The organism is Haloarcula montana, assembly GCF_035666295.1.
GTDB classification, from domain to species: domain Archaea; phylum Halobacteriota; class Halobacteria; order Halobacteriales; family Haloarculaceae; genus Haloarcula; species Haloarcula montana.
This window is the reverse complement of record NZ_CP142027.1, coordinates 183226-202255: the sequence shown is the minus strand read 5'-3', so window position 1 is coordinate 202255 and position 19030 is coordinate 183226. Positions and strand designations below refer to the sequence as shown.

The window sequence follows — 19030 nt, the reverse complement described above, 5'->3', positions numbered from 1 at the left end:
GCGACGCTGGTTTTCGGTTCTGAAGTACAGCTCCGCTTCTCTCCATATGTTCCAAAGTTTTGCCCGCACACAGCTCCTGTATCGTAGGCACAAACCGCATCAACGGGGAGGGCGTACTAGTACCCAAGATGACCACCAGAACAGCCCGGTTGGAGCTAACGGGCATGAGCTGTGCGAACTGTTCGGCGACCATCGAGGAGCGCGTCGGCGAGTTAGCGGGGGTCAGTCACGTCGACGCGAACTACGCCACCGACGAGGGATCGGTGGAGTACGACCCCGACCAGGTGACGCTCGCCGAGATATTCGACGCGGTCGAGGACGCGGGCTACGGCGTCGTCACGGAAACGGTGACCATCGGCATCACCGACATGTCCTGTGCCAACTGCGCGGAGACCAACGCCGAAGCCCTGGGGTCGACGCCCGGCGTCGTCAGCGCCGACGTGAACTACGCCACCGACGAGGCACAGGTCACCTACAACCCGGCCGACGCGTCGATCGAGGACCTCTACGACGCCGTCGAGTCCGCCGGCTACACGCCCGTCCGCGAGGACGATAACGGCGAGGACGGCCAGTCCTCCAGCGAACGCCGGGACGCCGCCCGCGACGCCGAGACCCGGAGACAGCGCCGGCTGACGCTGTTCGGGGCCGCGTTCTCGCTTCCCCTGCTGGTGATGATGGCCGATCACCTGCTGGGTCTCGGCCTCCTCGCTGGGACGGTCGTCGGCCAGTATCAGGGGATCGTCGCCTTCCTGCTGGCGACGCCGGTCCAGGCGGTACTCGGGCGCCCGTTCTACGAGAACGCCTACACGGCGCTCGTCAAGAACCGCCGGGCCAACATGGACGTACTGATCGCACTCGGTTCGTCGACGGCGTACTTCTACTCCGTCGCGGCCCTGTTCAATCTGATCGCCTCGACGGGCCTGTACTTCGATACCGCGGCGTTCATCCTGGTGTTCATCACGCTGGGGAACTACCTCGAAGCCCGCTCGAAGAGCCGGGCCGGCGCGGCCATCCAGCAACTGCTGGAGATGGAGGCCGACACTGCCACGGTCGTCCACGAGGACGGCAGCGAGGCGGAGATCGAACTCTCCGAAGTCGAAGTCGGCGACCGACTGAAGGTTCGGCCCGGAGAGAAGATCCCGACCGACGGGGTCGTCCGGGACGGCAACTCGGCGGTCGACGAGTCGATGGTCACCGGCGAGTCCGTCCCTGTCGAGAAGGAACCCGGCGACGAGGTCGTCGGTTCGACGGTCAACCAGAACGGCGTCCTCGTCGTCGAGGCGACGAAAGTCGGCGAGGAGACCGCAATCCAGCAAATTGCCGAGCGCGTGCGTGCGGCCCAGTCCCGCCAGCCCGACATCCAGAACGTCGCCGACCGCATCTCGGCGTACTTCGTCCCCGCGGTCATCGCCAACGCCGTCCTGTGGGCGGTCGTCTGGGCGCTCGTTCCGGACCTGCTGGCGTCGTTCGTCGGCGGGCTTCCGATCTGGGGGCTGGCGGCCGGCGGCCCCGCCGCCGTCGGCGTCACCGAGTTCGCCGTCGTCGTGTTCGCCTCCGCAGTGTTGATCGCCTGCCCCTGCGCGCTGGGGCTGGCGACACCGGCGGCTACGATGGTCGGCACCGCAATCGGCGCCCGCAACGGCGTCCTGTTCAAGGGCGGCGACATCCTCGAACGGGTCCGCGACGTGGACACCGTCGTCTTCGACAAGACGGGCACGCTGACCGAAGGCGAGATGGAACTGACCGACGTGGAGGCGGTCGGTCCCACTGCCGACGGTGGAAAGTTGCGGCCGGAACGGGAGCGGACCGCCGAGTTCGTCCTCGAAGTCGCCGCCAGCGCCGAATCGGGAAGCGAACACCCGCTCGCGGAAGCTATCGTCGAGGGCGCACGCGAGCGTGGGATCGACGTCGAGGAGCCCGATTCCTTCGAGAACGTCCCCGGCCAGGGCGTCAGGGCGACGACGAGCCACGGCGACGTGCTGGTGGGCAACCGGACGCTGCTCTCGGAGGCCGGCGTCGACGTGGGTCCCGCCGAGGACCGTCTGGACGCCCTCGAACGCGAGGGGAAGACGGCGATGCTCGTCGCGCTCCGGGCCGACGGCGACGACGAGTACCGTCTGCTGGGCGTGCTGGCCGACGCCGACACGGTCAAGGAGACGGCCGCCGAGGCGGTCTCACAGCTACGCGAGCGGGGGACCGACGTGTGGCTCATCACGGGCGACAACGAGCGGACCGCCCGCGCGGTCGCCGAGCAGGTCGGCATCGACCCCGACAACGTCAAGGCGAGCGTCCTGCCGGCGGACAAGGCCGACGCCGTCGACGATCTTCAATCCGACGGCCGGCAGGCGATGATGGTCGGGGACGGGGTCAACGACGCGCCGGCACTCGCCGCCGCAGCCGTCGGCTGTGCCATCGGCTCTGGCACCGACGTGGCCATCGAGGCCGCGGACGTGACGCTGCTCCGTGACGACCCCGCCGACGTGCTCAAGGCGATCCGCATCTCCGAGGCCACGCTCCGGAAGATCAAACAGAACCTCTTCTGGGCGCTGGGGTACAACACCGTGATGATCCCCCTGGCCTCCCTGGGACTGCTCCAGCCGGCCCTGGCCGCGGGGGCGATGGCTGCCTCCTCGGTATCGGTGCTGGCGAACAGTCTCGCGTTCCGCCGGTACGTCCCCGACAGCGATTACCGGCTACTCGGGTTCCTGCGGCCGTAGGCTGGCCCGGAAGCGAGCTTTCGATCAGCCGTCGACTCACTCTCCGGCTGTGGTCGCGGGCGTCCCGACCCCGAGATTTTTGTCGGCCGCGGGCGTTCCGTCGGACGATGCCCTCCACCGTCAATGATGTCTTGTTCAGCGAGCCCTCCGGCCGACCGAACTCGCTGGTGCAGTTCGCCGGCGCGTTCGCCTTCCTGGTGATATATCTGTACTTCTACGTGTACTTGGGAGGGACATCGGGTACCTGGGTACTCGCGATGGCGCTCGGGGCGGTGCTCTCGGGCACCGCGGAGTCGCTCCCGATACACCGGCGAAAGATAGCCGGCACGCTCCGTGTCGCATCGATCCTCACGTTCGTCTGTCTCATCGCCGCGATCGTCCTCTCCCCCGGCATCGTGACCGGATAGACGACGGTGCCTATCCAGTACGTTCATTTGCGCTGGACACTGAACGCCGATAGTGAGTGAGTCCCAGCGCCCCCGTCCCTCGGGGCTCGGAATCCGCCTTCGAGCCATCTGGCGTGCGCTCGTCGTAGCTTGGCAGTTCGTCCCGCTCGCGGTCGCCTGGCTCCGGGACCGACGGCGGTTCCTGGTCGTCGGCCGCTCGCGGACGGTCACGAGCGCGGACCGCCGTCGCCGCGCCGAGTTTCTCAAGGACACCTTCGTCGAGTTGGGGCCGGCCTTCATCAAACTCGGCCAGATGCTCTCGACCCGGCCCGACGCCCTTCCGATCGAGTATACGGAGATCCTCTCGGAACTGCAGGACAAGGTCCCACCCGAGGACTGGAGCGAGATCCGGCCCGCGCTGGAGGCGGAACTGGGACCCATCGACGAGCGGTTCGACGAGTTCCACCGCGATCCAATCAGCGGCGCCTCGCTCGGGCAGGTCTACACCGCGGAACTCGACGGCCAGCGCGTCGCCGTCAAGGTCCTCCGGCCGAATATCCGGAGCCGGGTCGAGTCGGACCTGCGGGTTCTGGAGACGCTGACGCCCATCCTGGTCCGCGGAGCGGAGCCGGCACAGGCGTTCACGCTGGAGAACCTCACCGAGGAGTTCGCCGCGACGATCCGCCGAGAGATGGATTACGCCCACGAGGCCCGGATGCTCACGGAGATCGGCGGGAACTTCGCCGACGACGACCGCATCGCCGTCCCGGAGGTCGTCGGGAGTCACTCGACGGACCGCGTGGTGACGATGAGCTACGTCGACGGGGTGAAGATCGACGACGTCGAACGGCTCGACGAGATCGGTGTCGACAGGAGTGCGCTCGTCCAGCGGTTAGAGGAGGTGTACATGCAGATGGTCGTCGAGGACGGCGTCTTTCACGCCGACCCACATCCGGGGAACCTCGCGGTCCAGCCCGACGGAACCATCGTCTTCTACGACTTCGGGATGACCGGCTACCTGGGACCCCGGACCCGCGAACAGTTGATGGAGTTCTACGTCGCGCTGGCGGCCGACGACGTGGATCGGGTGATGGACGCCTTCGTGGCGATGGGCGCACTCGATCCCGCCGCCGACCGCGAAGTGATGCGGGAGGCCTTCGAAATCGTCATCGACCAGTTCCGCGGCGAGGACATCAGCGACCTCCGGATCGAACAGCTCGTCGGCGAGTTCGAGAGCCAGTTGTACGCGTTCCCGATGCGGCTCCCGCAGGATCTGGCGCTCGTAGTCCGCGTCTCGACCGTCCTCGAAGGGGTCTGTCGGACGCTCGATCCGGAGTTCGACTTCATCGAGGTCATCACGGAGTACGTCACCGATCAACAGCGGAGCGAGGCCGGCAAGGCCATCGGCGCGGAGATCCGCGACGCCGTCGCCTCGTCGGGACGGTCGCTCGTGACCGGCGGGCCACGGGCCGAGGACGCACTGGACCGGGCAGACCGGGGCGACCTCCACCTGCGAACAGTGCTGGCCGACAGCGACGGCCTGCTCGGGCTGATGGCCCGGCGGCTCCTGCTGGGGCTCGCCGTCGCGGTCGGCGTTCCACTCGTCGCCTTCCTCTATCTGGCCGGCGGGCTCCAGCCGGCCGCCGTCGCCGCCGGTGTGACGACAGTGGTCGCCGGCGTCCTCGTCTGGTCGTTCCGACGGCAGCGTGGCCCGCAGTTCGGAACCCCGCAGTTCACCCGCCACGAGCTGCGACAGCGGCGGGACGACAGCTCCGACCAGTGAGTCAGAGTTCGCCCCGGTCGGCCATCGTCCGTACCTCCTCGGCCCGATCTGAGATCGCGTCCCACTCCTCGTCGCCCTTGTCGTCGACGTGGCTGTACATCAGTCCCATCCGGTGGTTCGACCGGAAGTCGTCCTCGTTACGTTTCAGGAAGTCCCAGTACAGCGTGTTGAACGGGCAGGCTCTCTCGCCGGTCGTCTTCGTCTTGTAGTACGGACAGCCCGAACAGTAGTCGCTCATCTTGTCGACGTAGTTCGCCGAGGACGCGTACGGTTTGGTGGCGAAGACGCCGGCGCCGTACAGCCCCATCTCGACGACGTTGGGCGTGGTGACCCAGTGGAAGGCGTCGACGTAGCCGGCGTGGAACCAGCGGTTGAGCTGTGCGGGCTCGACGCCGTACAGCAGGCCGAAGTTCGAGAGGACCATCAGCCGCTCGATGTGGTGAGAGTAACCCCGCTCGCGGACACCGTCGACGACATCCGAGAGACAGGCCATCTCGGTCTCGCCGGTCCAGTAGAACTCTGGCAGGTCGGCGTCCGCGCCGAGTTGGTTCGCCGTGGCCAGCTCGGGCATCTCCCGGCGGTAGACGTGCCGGAGGAACTCCCGCCACCCGAGTATCTGCCGGACGAACCCCTCGACGCTGTTCAGCGGCGCGTCGCCGTCCTCGTAGGCAGCGATGGCTCGTTCGATCACCTCCTCTGGCAGCAGGAGGCCCAGGTTCAGCGAGGTCGACAGCAGGCTGTGACTCATCGCCCACTCCCCGTCCCGCATCGCGTCCTGGTACGGACCGAACTCCGCGAGGCGGTGCTCGACGAAGTGATCCAGCGCACGGACGGCCTGCCGGCGGGTCACGGGCCAGCGGAACGGCTCGGGATCGGCCCAGGACCCACCGTAGGGTTGGCCCTCGTACCCACCGTCGAAGGTCGTCTCGACCCACTCGGCGACCGCCGTGGTCGTCTCGTCGGGGTCGAACGCCGGTGGGGCGGCCGGCTCCCAGTCCTCGGGCGGCGTCTCGCGGTTCCGGTCGTCGTAGTTCCACTCCCCGCCGACAGGTTCGCCGCCGTCCATCAGATACCCAGTTTCGCGTCGCATGAACCGGTAGAACTCCTCGTGGCGGTACTGTCCGCCATCCGCCCACGCGTCGAACTGCTCGGGTGAACAGCAGAAGCGTTCGTCGGGGACGAACTCGACCTCGCCGCCGGCGTCGGCGACGAGACTCTCGATGCGTTCCCGGCCGCCGTGGGTCTGTGGCTCGGTGGTGACGAGCGTCTCCTCGGGATGGGCTTCGAAGTGAGCAGCCAGTCCGTCGGCGAAGGTATCGACCTGCCGGTAGTCGACTGCCCGGCCGTCCTCGCGGAGGGCGTCCCGGAAGTGGCGCATCGCACTGAACACGAGCGTCAGCTTGTGGGGGTGATACGGGAGCCTCCGGCCGAACGACTCGGCTTCGACGAGAAGCACTCGCTCGTCCGGGCGACGGGCCAGCGGTCCCCGGTTGCGGACGAGGTGGTCGCCACGTACCCAGACGGTCACGGCAGATCCCTCTGTCTCATCGATCGAGTACAGGGACTGAGCCATAAAGAAGCCCCGTCCGAACTGTGTTGGTAGTCGGTCCGTTTTTCCCTGTCGAGACCGTAGAAAGATGGCTTACATGTTCGGCGGTTTGCTTATGTGCATCTGCGAAATTTCCTGGATATAGTGGGTTAAAACCTCCATTATCGTTCGGTCGCTACTATCACAATCGACTCACTTTTCAGTACACGGTCCCAACCTCGGGACGTATGTCAGACGACCTGAATCGGCGGACGTTCATCCGTAGTACCGCAGTCGTATCCGGGGTCGGCCTGTTAGCTGGGTGTGGTGGGTCCGGCGGGGACGGCGGCTCCGGCGATGGCGGATCGGACGGTGGTTCCGACGACGGCGGATCGAGCGACGGAGGCTCTGACGGGAGTTCTGGCGACGGTGAGTCGAGCGATGGTGACGCAGACGGGAGCGCCGAGGACGGGGGATCGAGCGGCGGTGAAGTCCCCGCCGAGGTCAGCGACTACCTCTCGGACGTCGGGAACTTCGACGGCTCGGTCGTCGACGAGACCGGAAGTAGTTCCGTCGAGGTGATGGTCGGGGCCGAAGGCAACGGCGGGAACTTCGCGTTCGCTCCTGCGGCCGTCCGGATCAGCACCGGGACGACGGTCACCTGGACCTGGACCGGCGAAGGCGCGGGTCACAACGTCGTCGACGAGGGCGGCGACTTCGAGAGCGAGACCGTCACCGAGGAGGGCCACGAGTTCACGCACACGTTCGAGTCCAGCGGGGTCTACCAGTACTTCTGTCTGCCCCACAAGGGCGTCGGGATGAAAGGTGCCATTGTCGTCGAGTAGCTACGGTCGGTCCATCGAGGAGCCGCTGGTCGCGTACAGCGAATAGGCGATGACGGCGAAGCCGATCGCCGTGAGTGCGTTTTCGAAGATCAGCGCGGCGCCGGTCTCCAGCCCGAACAACTGATCGGCCACGCCGGCCAGGAGTGATCCGAAGGTAACCGTCGCGAACCCGAGCGCGAGGTAGGTCAACGCGTCCGAGCGTGTCTTTCGTGCCGCTTTCGCTGCGAAGTAGGTGATGAACCCGCCAAGCAGCAGCGTCACTGTCTTGAAACCGAGGACGACGACTGGGATGTTCTCGTTCATAGTTCCTCACTGATCCGCGTCCAGAGGCTCACGAGGCGTTCGTCGGGCGTCTCCTGGTCCCGGAGGACATCAACGTCGAACTGGTCTTCGGCTGTCACCGTAACGAAGACACCTGAGCAGTCCCGGACGTACCGCGTCGCGTGGTGGCCGTCGGATCGGACTTCCGTCTCCTCCGCGACGAGGTCGGCCTCACTGAGCCGTTCGAGTTTTCGGTAGGTGCTCGTCTGGGGCATCCCACAGTCCTGTGCGACCTGTTTCGCCGGCCGTGGCTCGTCGAGCGTCGCCAGGATCTCGCGGCAATCCGGGTCGGCCAGCGCGTCGAACACCGCCTGGGTGTCGATTTCCTCGTCTCGTCTCACGACTGGGGACCTCCTACTGGGGGCAGGGGGAGTCTGGGACGCCGGCGTACCGGTGGACGGACGTGACCGTCGTGGTACCCGTCCAACGGGATGGGTTTCAAGATGGCGGTCACGAGGGGGGTTCGGGTCCGTCCACCCGGTAATAAATGGCCCGTATTGAAAGGGAGGTCGTTGATTTCCAGAATCTGGAAAGCGGACCCGATCTTTTGGGTCCCGTGCTGCCAACTATCGTAGTGCTATGCGCCAGCCCTCTACCCGACGACGGTTCCTGCAGTGTACTGCCCTGGCCGGTCTCACCGCAGTAGCCGGGTGTACCTCGACTGACGAGACGGCACAGGCGGTCCCGGCCGCCGATGCCGAGACATCCCCATCGTCGACCACACAGACGACGACGGGGACGCCCGAACGGACGCCACCGGAGTCGCTTTCGGAGTGGCTCGCCGACGCCAACGGCTACGACGGCGAGCGTCGCCGCTACGGCATCCGCTCCCGGCCGAGAATCGCTGTCGGCCATCCAACCGACGACAGCCTCGCGTTCTCTCCCCCGGTGATCGAGGTCCCGCCGATGACGACTGTGATCTGGGACTGGACTGGTCACGGCGGCCAGCACAACGTGGTCGCACTGGACGGGACCTTCGACAGCGGCCGCACGAACGCACAGGACGGGACCTGCTACACGTACCTCTTCGAGGAGACGGGAAGCTACGCGTACGTCTCCGAGCCCCACCGGGAGGACGGGATGAAAGGCGCCGTCCTCGTCAGGGAGCCGCCGTCGACGGGCTACGAAGCGGTCGACGAGTGGCTCGCGACCTCCGGGTCCTTCGACGGAACCGTCACCGACCACGACGGGTCCGGCCCGGCGACAGTCACCGTCGGCGCCGCGGGCAACGGCGGGAACTTCGCGTTCTCCCCGCCCGTCTTGCGGATCGCTCCCGGGACGACGGTCCGCTGGGAGTGGACCGGCGACGGCGGCGGCCACAACGTCGTCTTCGAGGACCACGACATCGGGTCCGACGGGATCGACCACGAGCCCTCGGCGACGTTCGAACACACCTTCGAGGCCGACGGGATCTATCGCTACTACTGTGCGCCCCACGAGGCGATCGGCCAGCGCGGTGCGATCATCGTCGAGTAGGCCGATCCGTCCCTACGGCCCCTCCCGCCCTCCCTCGGCCCTCCAGCGCTCACCCCGTTCGGTTCCCTGATGGTCCCGCTGACGGCTATATATTCCAACCGTTCACATACGAGCGGTATATCATAACAATATAACGACTCTTTACCCGAGGGGATGAGGATTGGAAGCGAATGTCGGTAGATTCACCACCGAGACAGTTACGATCGATCACACCGCTGGCAGTTGCACTGCTCGTCGTCCTGGCCACGGTGCCGGCCGGGGTGACGGCAGTGGGCCAGCCCAGTGCGACCGCGAGTACCGTCACGATCAGCGAGATCCAGACCCCTAGCGGGAGCGGTGACGCCTCACCCTACGATGGACAGAACGTCACCACGTCAGGTACCGTCACCGCCGTCACCGAGAGCGGGTTCTTCCTCCAGAACGGGACCGGCCCGTACAGCGGCGTCTACGTCTACGGGAACAGTACCGTCTCGGCGGGCGAGACGGTGACCGTCACCGGCCTCGTCAAAGAGTACAACGGCGTCACCGAGATCGACATCGGCGCCGCGGCCGGGGCGGTCAGCGTCACCGGGACCGCGCCGGTCCCCGACGCCACGGCCGTCAGCACCGACGAGGCGTCGACAGAGGCCTACGAAGGCGTCCTGGTCACCGTCTCGAACCTCTCGGTGACCGCCACGCCCGGAGAGTACGGCGAGTGGGCCGTCTCCGACGGCAGTGGCGAGATCGCCGTCGACGACGTGACACACGCGAACGTCACGGTTCCGAGCGAGACCGGCGGGACCATCGACAGCCTCTCCGGGCCGGTCCACTACACCTTCGGCGCGTTCAAGATCCAACCGACGGCGATGGCCGGTTACACGGCACCGACAGACAACGGTTCGTCCGCGCCGGTCGACGGGACGACGCTGACCGTCCTCTCGTACAACGACATCCAGACGGCCGCCTCCGATCCGACGAAGATGGGCCGACTCGTCGGTGCCGTCAACAGCCGTGAGGCGGCCATCGACAACCCGACGGTCGTCGTCGGCGGCGGCGACCAGGTCAGTCCGAGTTCGCTCTCGCCGGTCAGCAACCACACGGTCCCCGTCGAGACGCTGAACACGCTTGATCCGGCCGCCGAGGTCGTCGGGAACCACGACCTCGATTACGGCTTCGCCGCCGTCGAGGAGTACAGCGACAACTCGGCGTTCCCGTGGCTCGTCGCGAACGTTCGACACGAGGACGGCGGAACTATCCCGGGGACGGAGAGCTATACCGTCGTCCAGCGCGGGAACGTCACCATCGGTATCGTCGGCCTCGTCGACGACGCGATCACGTCCAAGACAGCAGTCGACTTCGAGGACGAGGGGTACGAAGTGACGGATTACGTCTCGACCGGGAGCCGCGTCGCGACGACGCTCAAAGAGGAGGAGAACGTCGACGTCGTCATCGCGGCGGCACACGTCGGCGTGCCCGAGTCCGAGACCCTCGCACGCAACACGGAGAACATCGACGTCATCGTCACCGGTGACGACGAGGTGACCTACGGTCCGAAGACCGTCGACGGGACCGTCGTCATGGAAGCCCAGGCGCGCGCTGCCTACCTCGGCGAGGCGAACCTCTCGGTCGGGCAGGACGATACGTCCCTCGACAGCGGTCGTCTCATTACCCTCGATGGCTCCAACGGCTACCCGATCAACCAGACGGCGAACGACACCGTCGCGAACGCCCGCGGACAGTACCTCTCGACGGTCGCCGGCCGGACGACCGTCCCGCTGGACTCGACGTTCAGTTCGAACTACGCACAGGAGACTGCCTGGGGTAACACGGTCACGGACGCGTTCCGAGCCAAGACCGGTGCCAACGTCGCCGCGACCAACGCAGGCGGTATCCGCGGGGACTTCGTCATCGATCCCGGACCCGTCACGTACAACGATATCTACACCTCCCTGCCGTTCGGGAACCACCTCGTCACGAAGGAGATGACCGGCGAGCAACTGCGGGAACTGCTCGCCAGCCAGGTCACGGGACTCGACGCCCAGTACGGCGCACAGGCACAGCTCCAGGTCAGCGGTGTCACCTACGAGTTCGTCGACCGACCAGGTGCCGAGACCACTGTCGGTGACGTCTACGTCGAAGGCGAACCGCTCGATCCGACCACCACCTACGACGTCACGGTCAACTCCTACATGGCCGGCTGGACGTTCGGTCAACGGTACGGCTGGAACATGAGCGACCTCCGGACCGTCGATTCGGACTACACTCTCTACGGCACGGCGACCGCCGAGTACATCGACGACACGTCACCGATCTCGCCCGACGGCGAGGATCGCATCAGACGAGTCACGCGGACCGTCTCCGGTGCATCGGCGACCGAAGCTGACGCGACGACGCAGCTTTCCTTCGATGTGCCCGAGACCGTCCAGTCCGTCGACGCCTCGACAGTCCATATCGAGAACAGTTCCGACGGCGTCGTCCATGCGTCGGATGCGTCAGTCTCGAACGGCACGCTGACAGCGACGTTCGAGCGCTCGGCCCTCGATCCCCTGGCTCAGTCGAGCGAGACGCTCCAGCTGTACGCCGGCTACACTGACAGCGCACTCGATGGAGACCGAAACAGCTTCGATAGTTCCGTGCTCAACGCCGATGTCACGGAGGCGGTCGGGACGAACACCTCGTCGCTGGCCCGGTTCGACACCGCCCCACAGGACGGCCGGATCGGAATGACGGAAGTTCTGACTGCGATCGCCGCGTACAACGCCGACACGCAGGTCGGTGGCGAACCGGTCACGCTCACGGACGTCAGAGCGGTGATCGCCGCGTACAACACTGAAGCGGCTGTCTGACCCCTCGGCTGCAACGCACTCGGTTCGATCCGTTTCTCTGCCCGGGGTTTTCACGGGTGCTTCCCACACTCTCACTGTGCCCTCCTCCATATCGTCTGTGCAGCCACGATTCTGTCTGCTGAATGACCGACCGTGACGATTCTGGCCGCGATCTGTCTCGCGTTCCCACTCTCGCGGGCCGCGTTGTCACTGCTGAGTCTGCCACGCTCGCACTCCACTGTCGACAGTCTGGGCTCGCCGTGGAGGCCATCGCGTTCCTCTGAGTTGCCCTGATGAACGTCGCCTATCTCACTGTCCGGAACTGGGCGTGAGTGATAGCTGCTCGTCGCGTCCGCTTCTCAGAGAACGGGCGTGGCGGGATTCGAACCACGGTCGGACGTGCTCGCTGCGCTGCGCGCGACCTCCCTGATCAGAATCCCGCCATGCCGGTTCGCTCACTCCGTTCGCTGCACGGGCGTGGCGGGATTCGAACCCGCGATCTAGGGGTTAGGAACCCCTCACCCTAGTCCACTAGGCCACACGCCCTGTCGGAGTGTCTCCACTGGCGTGAAAAACGCTTTCGCTCGTGGTCTGTAAAAACCGGAGAATATAGCCGATTATTCTTCGGACTCAGTCGCTCGCTCGGTCGACGTGTTCGTCGATGCGCTCGTCGACTCCTCGGTCTGGCCTGGCCCATCACGCATCTCTTCGAGTTCCTGCTCGACTTCTTCACGGCCCTTCTGGAACTCGCCCATGGCCTCACCGGTCGAGCGTGCGAGTTTCGGAATCTTGTTCGCCCCGAACAGCAGGACAGCGATGAGGAGGATGACCATCATCTCGGTCGTCCCCGGCATCCCTGGGAACAGTGGTACGAATGTCCCTGACATTGTAACCGAACGTAACGTGGTTGCTATTATAGTCTTTTTGCTCGCTCTGCTTCCGTGAGACGGCAGTTCTCCTGAACGCCGGCCGTTCCGGACGGTCCGTGCGTTCGAACGGGCGGTTGACGGATCGTCGGCTATCGCTGGCTGTCCCACTGGGATCGCGGTGACGGTCTGATCTCGGAAGGGATTTGAACGGGCCGCCGGTACGGTTAGACGAATATGGTCGAAGTAGGTGACGACGCACCGCGATTCACGGCACCGCTCGCGAACGGCGACGTCGACGAGATCTCGTTGGCGGACGAACTCGACGACGGACCGGCCGTCTTGGCCTTTTTCCCCGGTGCGTTCACGAGCGTCTGCAGCCACGAGATGAGTACGTTCCAGGACCGCATCGCCGACATCGAGGAGGCCGGCGCGACGCTGTTCGGCGTCAGCATCGACACGCCGTTCGCACAGAACGCCTTCCGTGACGAACTCGACCTCTCGTTCCCGCTGATCAGCGACAACGACCGGACGCTGGTCGACGCCTACGACGTCTCGATGGACTTCGCCGAACTCGGCGTCCACAACGTCGCAAAGCGTGCGGTGTTCGTCCTTGACGACGAGGGCGTCGTCACGTACGCGTGGGTCAGCGACGATCCCGGTGTCGAACCGGACTACGACGAGGTCATCGAGGCCGTCCAGTCGGCGTAACCGAGGGGATTTTCTCCCTGGCCGCGGTGGTCGGGATATGAGCACCGACGACGACAGTGGTCGGATCTACGATCCACAGGCCCCCCACGCGTTCCCGGACGAACGAGTCAACGATATTCTCCGGGCTATCGAGGAGAACACCGAGATACAGGCGTACCTGGAGGCCCAAAACGTCAATCCAGTCACGCGAAAGCGGTACAACGACCACGGGCGGAAACACATCAGTATCGTCCGTAACCGGGCGCTGTGTCTCTACGATCTGCTCAAGCAGGGTGGCGTCGAGTTCAACGGTGCCGCCGAACAGGGGCTGGACGAAGCCGACGAAGCTGTCATCATCGCACTCGCGGCGACGCTCCACGATATCGGCCACGTCGTCCACCGCGACCATCACCCGTACTACTCTATTCCCCTCGCGGCGGACCTGTTGGACGATTTCCTCCCGGAGTTCTACGACATCCCCGAGGCCGTCCGCGTGAAGGGTGAAGTGTTGCACGCGATCCTCTGTCACCACACCGAAGAGACACCCCTGACACTGGAAGCGGGTGTCGTTCGTATCGCCGACGCCCTCGATATGGAACACGGCCGCTCGCGGATTCCCTACGAACGTGGCGGTCGCGGTATCAACACCGTCTCCAGCCAGGCCATCGAGCGGGTGACGCTCAAACCCGGCGACGGGTCCCCGGTCCTCGTCGAGATCGAGATGAACAACGCCGCCGGCGTCTATCAGGTCGACAACCTTCTGAAGGCGAAGCTGAACGATTCGGGACTCGAAGAGATCGTCCGTATCGTCGCGTTGAACATCCACGACGGCGACGAACAGATCGTCGAACGGATCGAACTCTGAACCGTCCTGTCGTCGACACAACCGTTTTATCTACCCACGCCGTAGCTATGCGTATGAGTCTCACGCCCCTCGACGAACGACAGCGAAACCGGCACGAGACGGCTCGTGACGGGGCGTCGGCGGAGTCGCTGTGGTCCCGACTCCGCGCACGGGCCGGCGATGTCCTCGCCCGCCTCCCACTCGCTCGTAAACTGTTCGGCGCTACGGACGAGTCCACCACCGAGACGATGGCGCTCTCTCGGGCCGAGCCATCGGCACACACTACCCGTTTCGCGGTCGATGATCTTCCACAGCGGGAGACGCCTCTGGTCATGCCAGCCCGCGGCGACGCCAGTGAGAATCCGGTCGAACTCGACACCACGGAGCACGCGGACCGGTTGACACTCTCGCTCGGCGCAAATCCCGACGCGACGATCACGTCCGATACGTACTGGACTGTCGAGCCGTAGTCTACCCTGTCCCGAGCCCGGTTCTTCGCTGTCGCTCGGGTCTCTGTAATCCAACTCGCCGGAGAATACGTTCGCTCGTCACGTCTGTTTCTCGCAGAATGCGGCGACCGGGATTTGAACCCGGGCCATGAGCTTGGAAGGCTCCAGGTGACTCGCTACGCTCGTCAGGGCCACCACCGGAGTTGCCGCCGGAGTAGCCTGCTATCCTTGGGTATCGAGAGAATACGGATTCAGGGGTTTATATACTAATCGGTCAAAATCCCGGATGTTCCACGTTATAAGCCCGTGGCTCATTCAGCATAATTTCTACTGACAATTAGACTATTTTAGTATGGCCTGTTAGGAACTGAGCGAACCGAACTTCTCCAATCCCATGTCGAAATAGTCGCCATCCATCAGCCGCGGGTCCTGAACTTGGTCGAAGTCATTAAGCGCGAACGCTATTTGTCCTCGTACACGTCCGTGGACGTGACCGGGGAGCGGGTTAACATGAGTGGGTGGGTGTAATGACGGCGAGTGATGTCGAAGCCGCTGCTGGCGTTAGTCGACCTACTGTTCTAACACGGATGGAGTTGTTAGACACCTTGGGTATTGGCACTGTCACCGAGGCGGCTGATGATGACCGAGGAACAGTAGTTCTTGAGTTAGATGAGAAATTCGAGTGGCCTGAGGAGTTGAAATTCCCATCCCTCTGACCATTAAGTTTCTTTGACCCCCGCTCTCACTGATTCCCTGAACGGACCAAACAGGAATACTGACTTACTGTATTAACCCCACCACAACACACACCGTGATTATCTGCTGTGCGGGGGCGGGGTTCAACGAAGCTTTATGATTAGCTCAACCCCCATCCTGAGAGCTATTCAATACCGACCCCGTGGGCGATTACCTTGAGCTATTCGTCGGGGTCGTGCTCTCTTTCGATTGGTTTCCGGTCGTATCCGTCATCATCGTCCGAATTGTCGTTATCATCCGACATGGTCCGTGTTAGATTAGGACGCGTATTCAAGCTTGCCCATAGCTTTTTCTCTAATATACATAGTCAGAATGCCAACCAATAGAATGACTACGAAGTCTATGTGAATCGGCGTTCGGAAGCCGGTTGAATACGACCACAGAGTAGAACCCGCTCCTGTGAGATACAGTAGTACTGTCGACGTAGCAAACCAGATAGCCCTTTCAAAATCAGCTTTTTCTTCTTCATATTTCTCATCAAAATTACCGACGCTATTTTTGTAGCTCTTGGCGAGGTCCTCGTAGTGAGTCTCCAAGTTCGAAGCCGTTTTCATGTCCTCAAACGCACTCTCTGCCGTACCTACATCGTATTCGTTTGTTGGAGAGAAAACGGTCACGCAGTAAGTAATAGAGAAGACTAATGATATAGAACCAATAAGAAAGTAAGGAATATCCACAAATGAAGGACTGAACGTTATTATCGTGGCTGCAACACTCCCTAACAGAAGGTCAATTTTGATGATTTCAATGGCTTTGCTATTGACAGATGATTGAGTTTCTAATTGCCTCTCGTACGTCTTTTTATACTCCTCGTATGCGCTGCGAAAAATCTCGGTTTTATCAGAAGACATACGGACAGAGTCACCCGAATAATTTCAGAACAATATTAGGCACAAATTTGGAGAGACTTTCCATCAATTGGGCGTGTGCAATCGTCTTCTTCTCAGACTTTATTCCTTTTGCTGTTTTGAACCGTCCGAGGATTTCCCTCTCGACATCGTGAATTCGTTGGCGTTCATGACTGGTCAGCGGTTGCTCACCCGACCAACTGTTGGTTAATTTTAACATCTCTTCATCCACTTTGCTACCCTGGTTGAACCTTGTTTTAAGCACATCAACCCGAGCCTTGAATTCGTACCTTTCACTCTCTATGTCTTTGATTTCCCACTTACTCATCTCATCAATATCGTACATATTGCGCCACCGACGAAACGTTTCGTTAAGATGTTCTTCGTTTGGTGATTTGGAAGGCATGGTCGAAATTCTCAGGTGATTCCAGTAAAACTTTTGATAGTACAGGTTTGTTACATCAAGAATAAACGTCACACACACCGTGATTATCGATAGTGGATGATGTCACTCAATGAATTGTTCTTTGAATTGGAGATAGTCGTCCAGTTGGAGTTGTCCTTGTTGTTGTAGGTATTCTTCGTTGTCATTTCCAACTATGGGGAACGGAATCTTTACGCTTTCTTTCGATTCTTTATTAATTTTCATCGTTGAGCTTTGGGCGTTTGTAAAACCACCAGACGGCGTGGGGTTTTGTCGTTAGTGTTAGGCGTGTTTTGGTACGTATTTATTTACGTACCTCTTTTGAAGCGTAATTTGACCGTAGAAGTCGTCTGCGGTGCCTCATGCGGCGACCGGGATTTGAACCCGGGCCATGAGCTTGGAAGGCTCAGGTCCTACCACTAGACCACCGCCGCGTACTCCTCCGCTGGCGGATCGCAAGCGGAAGCAACCGACCGTAGACGCACGGTGATTAAGGACTTTTCCCTTCGGACTCGACGACGGCGTAGCAGTTCCCGCTGGATACGTCGAACGAGACCGTCCGGAGTGGGCTCTCTTCGAGGGATCGCTCGAACTCGGCGGGTGCGTAGATATGGTAGAACCGTGGTACCGTCTCGCCGCCCGGTAGTGTCCAGTCGACCGTCGTGTCGAATCCGGAGTCGGCGTCGGCGGGCGCGTCGAATCGGTCGTGGGCGGTACTCCAGACGCTGACCAGCGCGCGGCCGGTCGGGGAGAGCACACGGGCCAGCTCCGAGAGGCTCGCCTGTCTGGCACGCGCTGACGGGAGGTGATGGAGCGTCGCGACGTAGACGGCGAGCGCGACCGAACGTGTCCTCAGCGGGAGCCGCGAGGCGTCGCCACAGAGGAGCGCAACAGTCTCGGGTACTCGGTCGACGGCGACGGAGAGCAGTTCCCGGCTCGCGTCCACCCCGACGACACGCGGCGCGACGGCCGCGAGCAACTCCGCGTGCCGGCCGTTGCCACAGCCGATGTCGAGGGCCGTCCCATCCTCGGCGCGGTCCCCGTAATCGTCGACGAACGACTCGACCTCCGGCCAGGCGTACTCGCGTGTCTTCGCGAAGTGTGACCCGATGGTCTCGTAGGTTTCGCGGACCGTTTGACGGGAGTGATTGGTCACGGTTCAGTCTCTATCCTGTTGTCCGTCAACGGTGGCTTACCGCTTTCGACCGGACGAGGGGGGTCGTCGTTCGCTGGACACACTGGCCCGGTCGCTATTGGTCGTACTTCTCGGGGTACGCGGCTTCGAGCAGTTCCGGGTTCGCATCGAGGCGCTCCCGGATCGGGTCGATGACCGCGGAGATGGCGGCCGCGGCGGCCGGCTTCAGGTCCGCCGGGTGGAGGTCGCCGCTCAGGAAGTCCGCTTCCAGGTCGTCGTAGCTCCCGTAGACGAGGTCGCCGCCGTACTCTTCGGGGCGCTCGATCACGAGGTCCTCGCCACGTTCGGCCAGCACCGGGAAGACGAGGTACTCCAGGTACTCCAACACGCCGTTGTCCTCGCGCTCGCCTTGTGGACAGTAGGCCTGGCCGATCTTCTCCTCGACGACATCGGGCGCGTCGTTGAGGTTGACCTTCGAACTCGCATCCGAGGCGCTCATCTTGCCGCCGGAGAGGCCCGACAGCAGCGGGGCGAACAGACAGACGGGCGACTCGCCGCCGTGGTCCGGGAGGACCTCACGGGAGAGCATGTAGATGCCCCGCTGGTCGATCCCGCCGTAGGCGATGTCGGCGTCGAGCGCCTTCACGTCCAGTGTCTGCATCAGCGGGTAGATGAGGCCGCCGAGGTTGGGGCTCTCGGATTCGCGGACGACCTCGCTTGCGGCCCGCTGTGAGCGGGCGATGGTCGTCTCCGCAGCCATGCGATACATCTCCAGGGAGTACTCCTCGTCGAGTTGGAAGTCGGTCCCGCGGACGAACTCGATGTCGTCGGGGTCGGCGCCGGCCGCCTCGATCATCCCCTCGATAGCGGCCTCGTAGTACTCGGAGCGTGCGTCCAGCAGGTCGAAGGGGCTCTTCTCGTCGTCCAAGTGGGCGTGGAGGTCGGCGATCAACACCGTCACGTCGATGCCGGCCTGCAGGAAGTCCGCGAGCTTTCGCATCGTCGTGAAGTGGCCGATGTGCATCTCGCCGGTCGGCGCGTAGCCGATGTAGGCCGACGGGTCGCCGTCCTCGAACAGCGCCGCGAGTTCGTCCTCGGTGACGACCTCCCGCGTGTGGCGGGTCGTCAGGGCGAGGCGCTCGTCAGTATCCATACGGC

Annotated in this window: 17 protein-coding genes and 2 tRNA genes; 9 read left to right on the top strand and 10 right to left on the bottom strand. The window is 63.3% G+C overall.

What is annotated here, in order from left to right; genetic code table 11:
• The first annotated feature begins 128 nt into the window (after positions 1–128).
• The 3 genes from VJ109_RS01020 (at position 129) to VJ109_RS01010 (ending at position 4886) form a co-directional block, all read left to right on the top strand.
• Positions 129–2717 (top strand): heavy metal translocating P-type ATPase, encoded by a 2589-nt coding sequence (locus VJ109_RS01020; protein ID WP_324758382.1) that lies wholly within the window; start codon positions 129–131, stop codon positions 2715–2717.
• A 107-nt stretch (positions 2718–2824) separates the two neighbouring features.
• Positions 2825–3124 carry a DUF8011 family protein gene (locus VJ109_RS01015; RefSeq protein WP_324758381.1) on the top strand — a complete coding sequence of 100 codons (300 nt, stop codon included), beginning with the start codon at positions 2825–2827 and terminating at the stop codon, positions 3122–3124.
• A 52-nt stretch (positions 3125–3176) separates the two neighbouring features.
• Positions 3177–4886, top strand: coding sequence for an ABC1 kinase family protein (locus VJ109_RS01010; protein ID WP_324758380.1), 1710 nt, complete (start codon positions 3177–3179; stop codon positions 4884–4886).
• Between the two features lies 1 nt (position 4887).
• Here the strand turns inward: VJ109_RS01010 and VJ109_RS01005 are convergent, their stop codons facing one another.
• The gene (locus tag VJ109_RS01005) at positions 4888–6414 is read right to left on the bottom strand and encodes a cryptochrome/photolyase family protein (RefSeq protein WP_324760371.1); all 1527 of its coding nucleotides are present in this window, start codon (positions 6412–6414) and stop codon (positions 4888–4890) included.
• A gap of 248 nt (positions 6415–6662) precedes the next feature.
• On the opposite strand from VJ109_RS01005, the gene VJ109_RS01000 reads away from it, so the two are divergent.
• The gene (locus VJ109_RS01000) at positions 6663–7259 is read left to right on the top strand and encodes a halocyanin domain-containing protein (RefSeq protein ID WP_324758379.1); all 597 of its coding nucleotides are present in this window, start codon (positions 6663–6665) and stop codon (positions 7257–7259) included.
• Here VJ109_RS01000 and VJ109_RS00995 read toward each other — a convergent pair whose 3' ends face one another.
• Both VJ109_RS00995 and VJ109_RS00990 read right to left on the bottom strand, forming a co-directional pair.
• Positions 7260–7562 (bottom strand): DUF7521 family protein, encoded by a 303-nt coding sequence (locus VJ109_RS00995; protein WP_276221033.1) that lies wholly within the window; start codon positions 7560–7562, stop codon positions 7260–7262.
• Positions 7559–7921, bottom strand: a complete 363-nt coding sequence (locus VJ109_RS00990; RefSeq protein WP_324758377.1) for an ArsR/SmtB family transcription factor — start codon at positions 7919–7921, stop codon at positions 7559–7561. The genes VJ109_RS00995 and VJ109_RS00990 overlap by 4 nt, the downstream gene beginning before the upstream one ends.
• Positions 7922–8159: 238 nt before the next feature.
• Between VJ109_RS00990 and VJ109_RS00985 the strand changes: the two genes are divergently transcribed.
• Both VJ109_RS00985 and VJ109_RS00980 read left to right on the top strand, forming a co-directional pair.
• Positions 8160–9056 carry a halocyanin domain-containing protein gene (locus tag VJ109_RS00985; RefSeq protein WP_324758375.1) on the top strand — a complete coding sequence of 299 codons (897 nt, stop codon included), beginning with the start codon at positions 8160–8162 and terminating at the stop codon, positions 9054–9056.
• Positions 9057–9226: 170 nt separating this feature from the next.
• A complete protein-coding gene (locus VJ109_RS00980; protein ID WP_324758373.1) occupies positions 9227–11881 on the top strand; it encodes a 5'-nucleotidase C-terminal domain-containing protein in 2655 nt (884 codons plus the stop codon).
• A 451-nt stretch (positions 11882–12332) separates the two neighbouring features.
• Here the strand turns inward: VJ109_RS00980 and VJ109_RS00975 are convergent.
• Together VJ109_RS00975 and VJ109_RS00970 are read right to left on the bottom strand one after the other, a co-directional pair.
• Positions 12333–12406 (bottom strand) — tRNA-Arg (locus VJ109_RS00975).
• A 71-nt stretch (positions 12407–12477) separates the two neighbouring features.
• Positions 12478–12714, bottom strand: a complete 237-nt coding sequence (locus VJ109_RS00970) for a twin-arginine translocase TatA/TatE family subunit (protein ID WP_324760369.1) — start codon at positions 12712–12714, stop codon at positions 12478–12480.
• A gap of 249 nt (positions 12715–12963) precedes the next feature.
• On the opposite strand from VJ109_RS00970, the gene VJ109_RS00965 reads away from it, so the two are divergent.
• Genes VJ109_RS00965 through VJ109_RS00955 form a run of 3 tightly spaced genes read left to right on the top strand, consistent with a single transcriptional unit; the run spans position 12964 to position 14730 of the window.
• The gene (locus tag VJ109_RS00965) at positions 12964–13437 is read left to right on the top strand and encodes a redoxin domain-containing protein (RefSeq protein WP_324758372.1); all 474 of its coding nucleotides are present in this window, start codon (positions 12964–12966) and stop codon (positions 13435–13437) included.
• Positions 13438–13474: 37 nt separating this feature from the next.
• A complete protein-coding gene (locus VJ109_RS00960; RefSeq protein ID WP_324758371.1) occupies positions 13475–14281 on the top strand; it encodes an HD domain-containing protein in 807 nt (268 codons plus the stop codon).
• A 53-nt stretch (positions 14282–14334) separates the two neighbouring features.
• Positions 14335–14730 carry a hypothetical protein gene (locus tag VJ109_RS00955; RefSeq protein ID WP_324758369.1) on the top strand — a complete coding sequence of 132 codons (396 nt, stop codon included), beginning with the start codon at positions 14335–14337 and terminating at the stop codon, positions 14728–14730.
• A 992-nt stretch (positions 14731–15722) separates the two neighbouring features.
• On the opposite strand, the gene VJ109_RS00950 is transcribed toward VJ109_RS00955, so the two are convergent.
• From VJ109_RS00950 to VJ109_RS00930, 5 genes are all read right to left on the bottom strand, one after another.
• Positions 15723–16316: a hypothetical protein gene (locus VJ109_RS00950; RefSeq protein ID WP_324758367.1), complete on the bottom strand. Its 594-nt coding sequence runs from the start codon at positions 16314–16316 to the stop codon at positions 15723–15725.
• Positions 16317–16326: 10 nt separating this feature from the next.
• Entirely contained in the window at positions 16327–16719 is a 393-nt protein-coding gene (locus VJ109_RS00945; protein ID WP_324758365.1) for a hypothetical protein, read from the bottom strand.
• A gap of 381 nt (positions 16720–17100) precedes the next feature.
• Positions 17101–17171 (bottom strand) — tRNA-Gly (locus VJ109_RS00940).
• 56 nt (positions 17172–17227) lie between these two features.
• Positions 17228–17893 (bottom strand): class I SAM-dependent methyltransferase, encoded by a 666-nt coding sequence (locus tag VJ109_RS00935; RefSeq protein WP_324758364.1) that lies wholly within the window; start codon positions 17891–17893, stop codon positions 17228–17230.
• A 94-nt stretch (positions 17894–17987) separates the two neighbouring features.
• Positions 17988–19025, bottom strand: a complete 1038-nt coding sequence (locus VJ109_RS00930; protein WP_324758362.1) for a tyrosine--tRNA ligase — start codon at positions 19023–19025, stop codon at positions 17988–17990.
• Positions 19026–19030: the final 5 nt, after the last annotated feature.

Excerpts from the sequence above, each read along its gene's own strand:
- VJ109_RS01000 (WP_324758379.1), top strand. The coding sequence starts at position 6,663 with ATGTCAGACGACCTGAATCGGCGGACGTTCATCCGTAGTACCGCAGTC.
- VJ109_RS00985 (WP_324758375.1), top strand. The coding sequence starts at position 8,160 with ATGCGCCAGCCCTCTACCCGACGACGGTTCCTGCAGTGTACTGCCCTG.
- VJ109_RS00970 (WP_324760369.1), bottom strand. The coding sequence starts at position 12,714 with ATGCCGGGGACGACCGAGATGATGGTCATCCTCCTCATCGCTGTCCTG.
- VJ109_RS01015 (WP_324758381.1), top strand. The coding sequence starts at position 2,825 with ATGCCCTCCACCGTCAATGATGTCTTGTTCAGCGAGCCCTCCGGCCGA.
- VJ109_RS00965 (WP_324758372.1), top strand. The coding sequence starts at position 12,964 with ATGGTCGAAGTAGGTGACGACGCACCGCGATTCACGGCACCGCTCGCG.
- VJ109_RS00960 (WP_324758371.1), top strand. The coding sequence starts at position 13,475 with ATGAGCACCGACGACGACAGTGGTCGGATCTACGATCCACAGGCCCCC.
- VJ109_RS00945 (WP_324758365.1), bottom strand. The coding sequence starts at position 16,719 with ATGCCTTCCAAATCACCAAACGAAGAACATCTTAACGAAACGTTTCGT.
- VJ109_RS01020 (WP_324758382.1), top strand. The coding sequence starts at position 129 with ATGACCACCAGAACAGCCCGGTTGGAGCTAACGGGCATGAGCTGTGCG.
- VJ109_RS00930 (WP_324758362.1), bottom strand. The coding sequence starts at position 19,025 with ATGGATACTGACGAGCGCCTCGCCCTGACGACCCGCCACACGCGGGAG.
- VJ109_RS00955 (WP_324758369.1), top strand. The coding sequence starts at position 14,335 with ATGAGTCTCACGCCCCTCGACGAACGACAGCGAAACCGGCACGAGACG.
- VJ109_RS00950 (WP_324758367.1), bottom strand. The coding sequence starts at position 16,316 with ATGTCTTCTGATAAAACCGAGATTTTTCGCAGCGCATACGAGGAGTAT.
- VJ109_RS00980 (WP_324758373.1), top strand. The coding sequence starts at position 9,227 with ATGTCGGTAGATTCACCACCGAGACAGTTACGATCGATCACACCGCTG.
- VJ109_RS00995 (WP_276221033.1), bottom strand. The coding sequence starts at position 7,562 with ATGAACGAGAACATCCCAGTCGTCGTCCTCGGTTTCAAGACAGTGACG.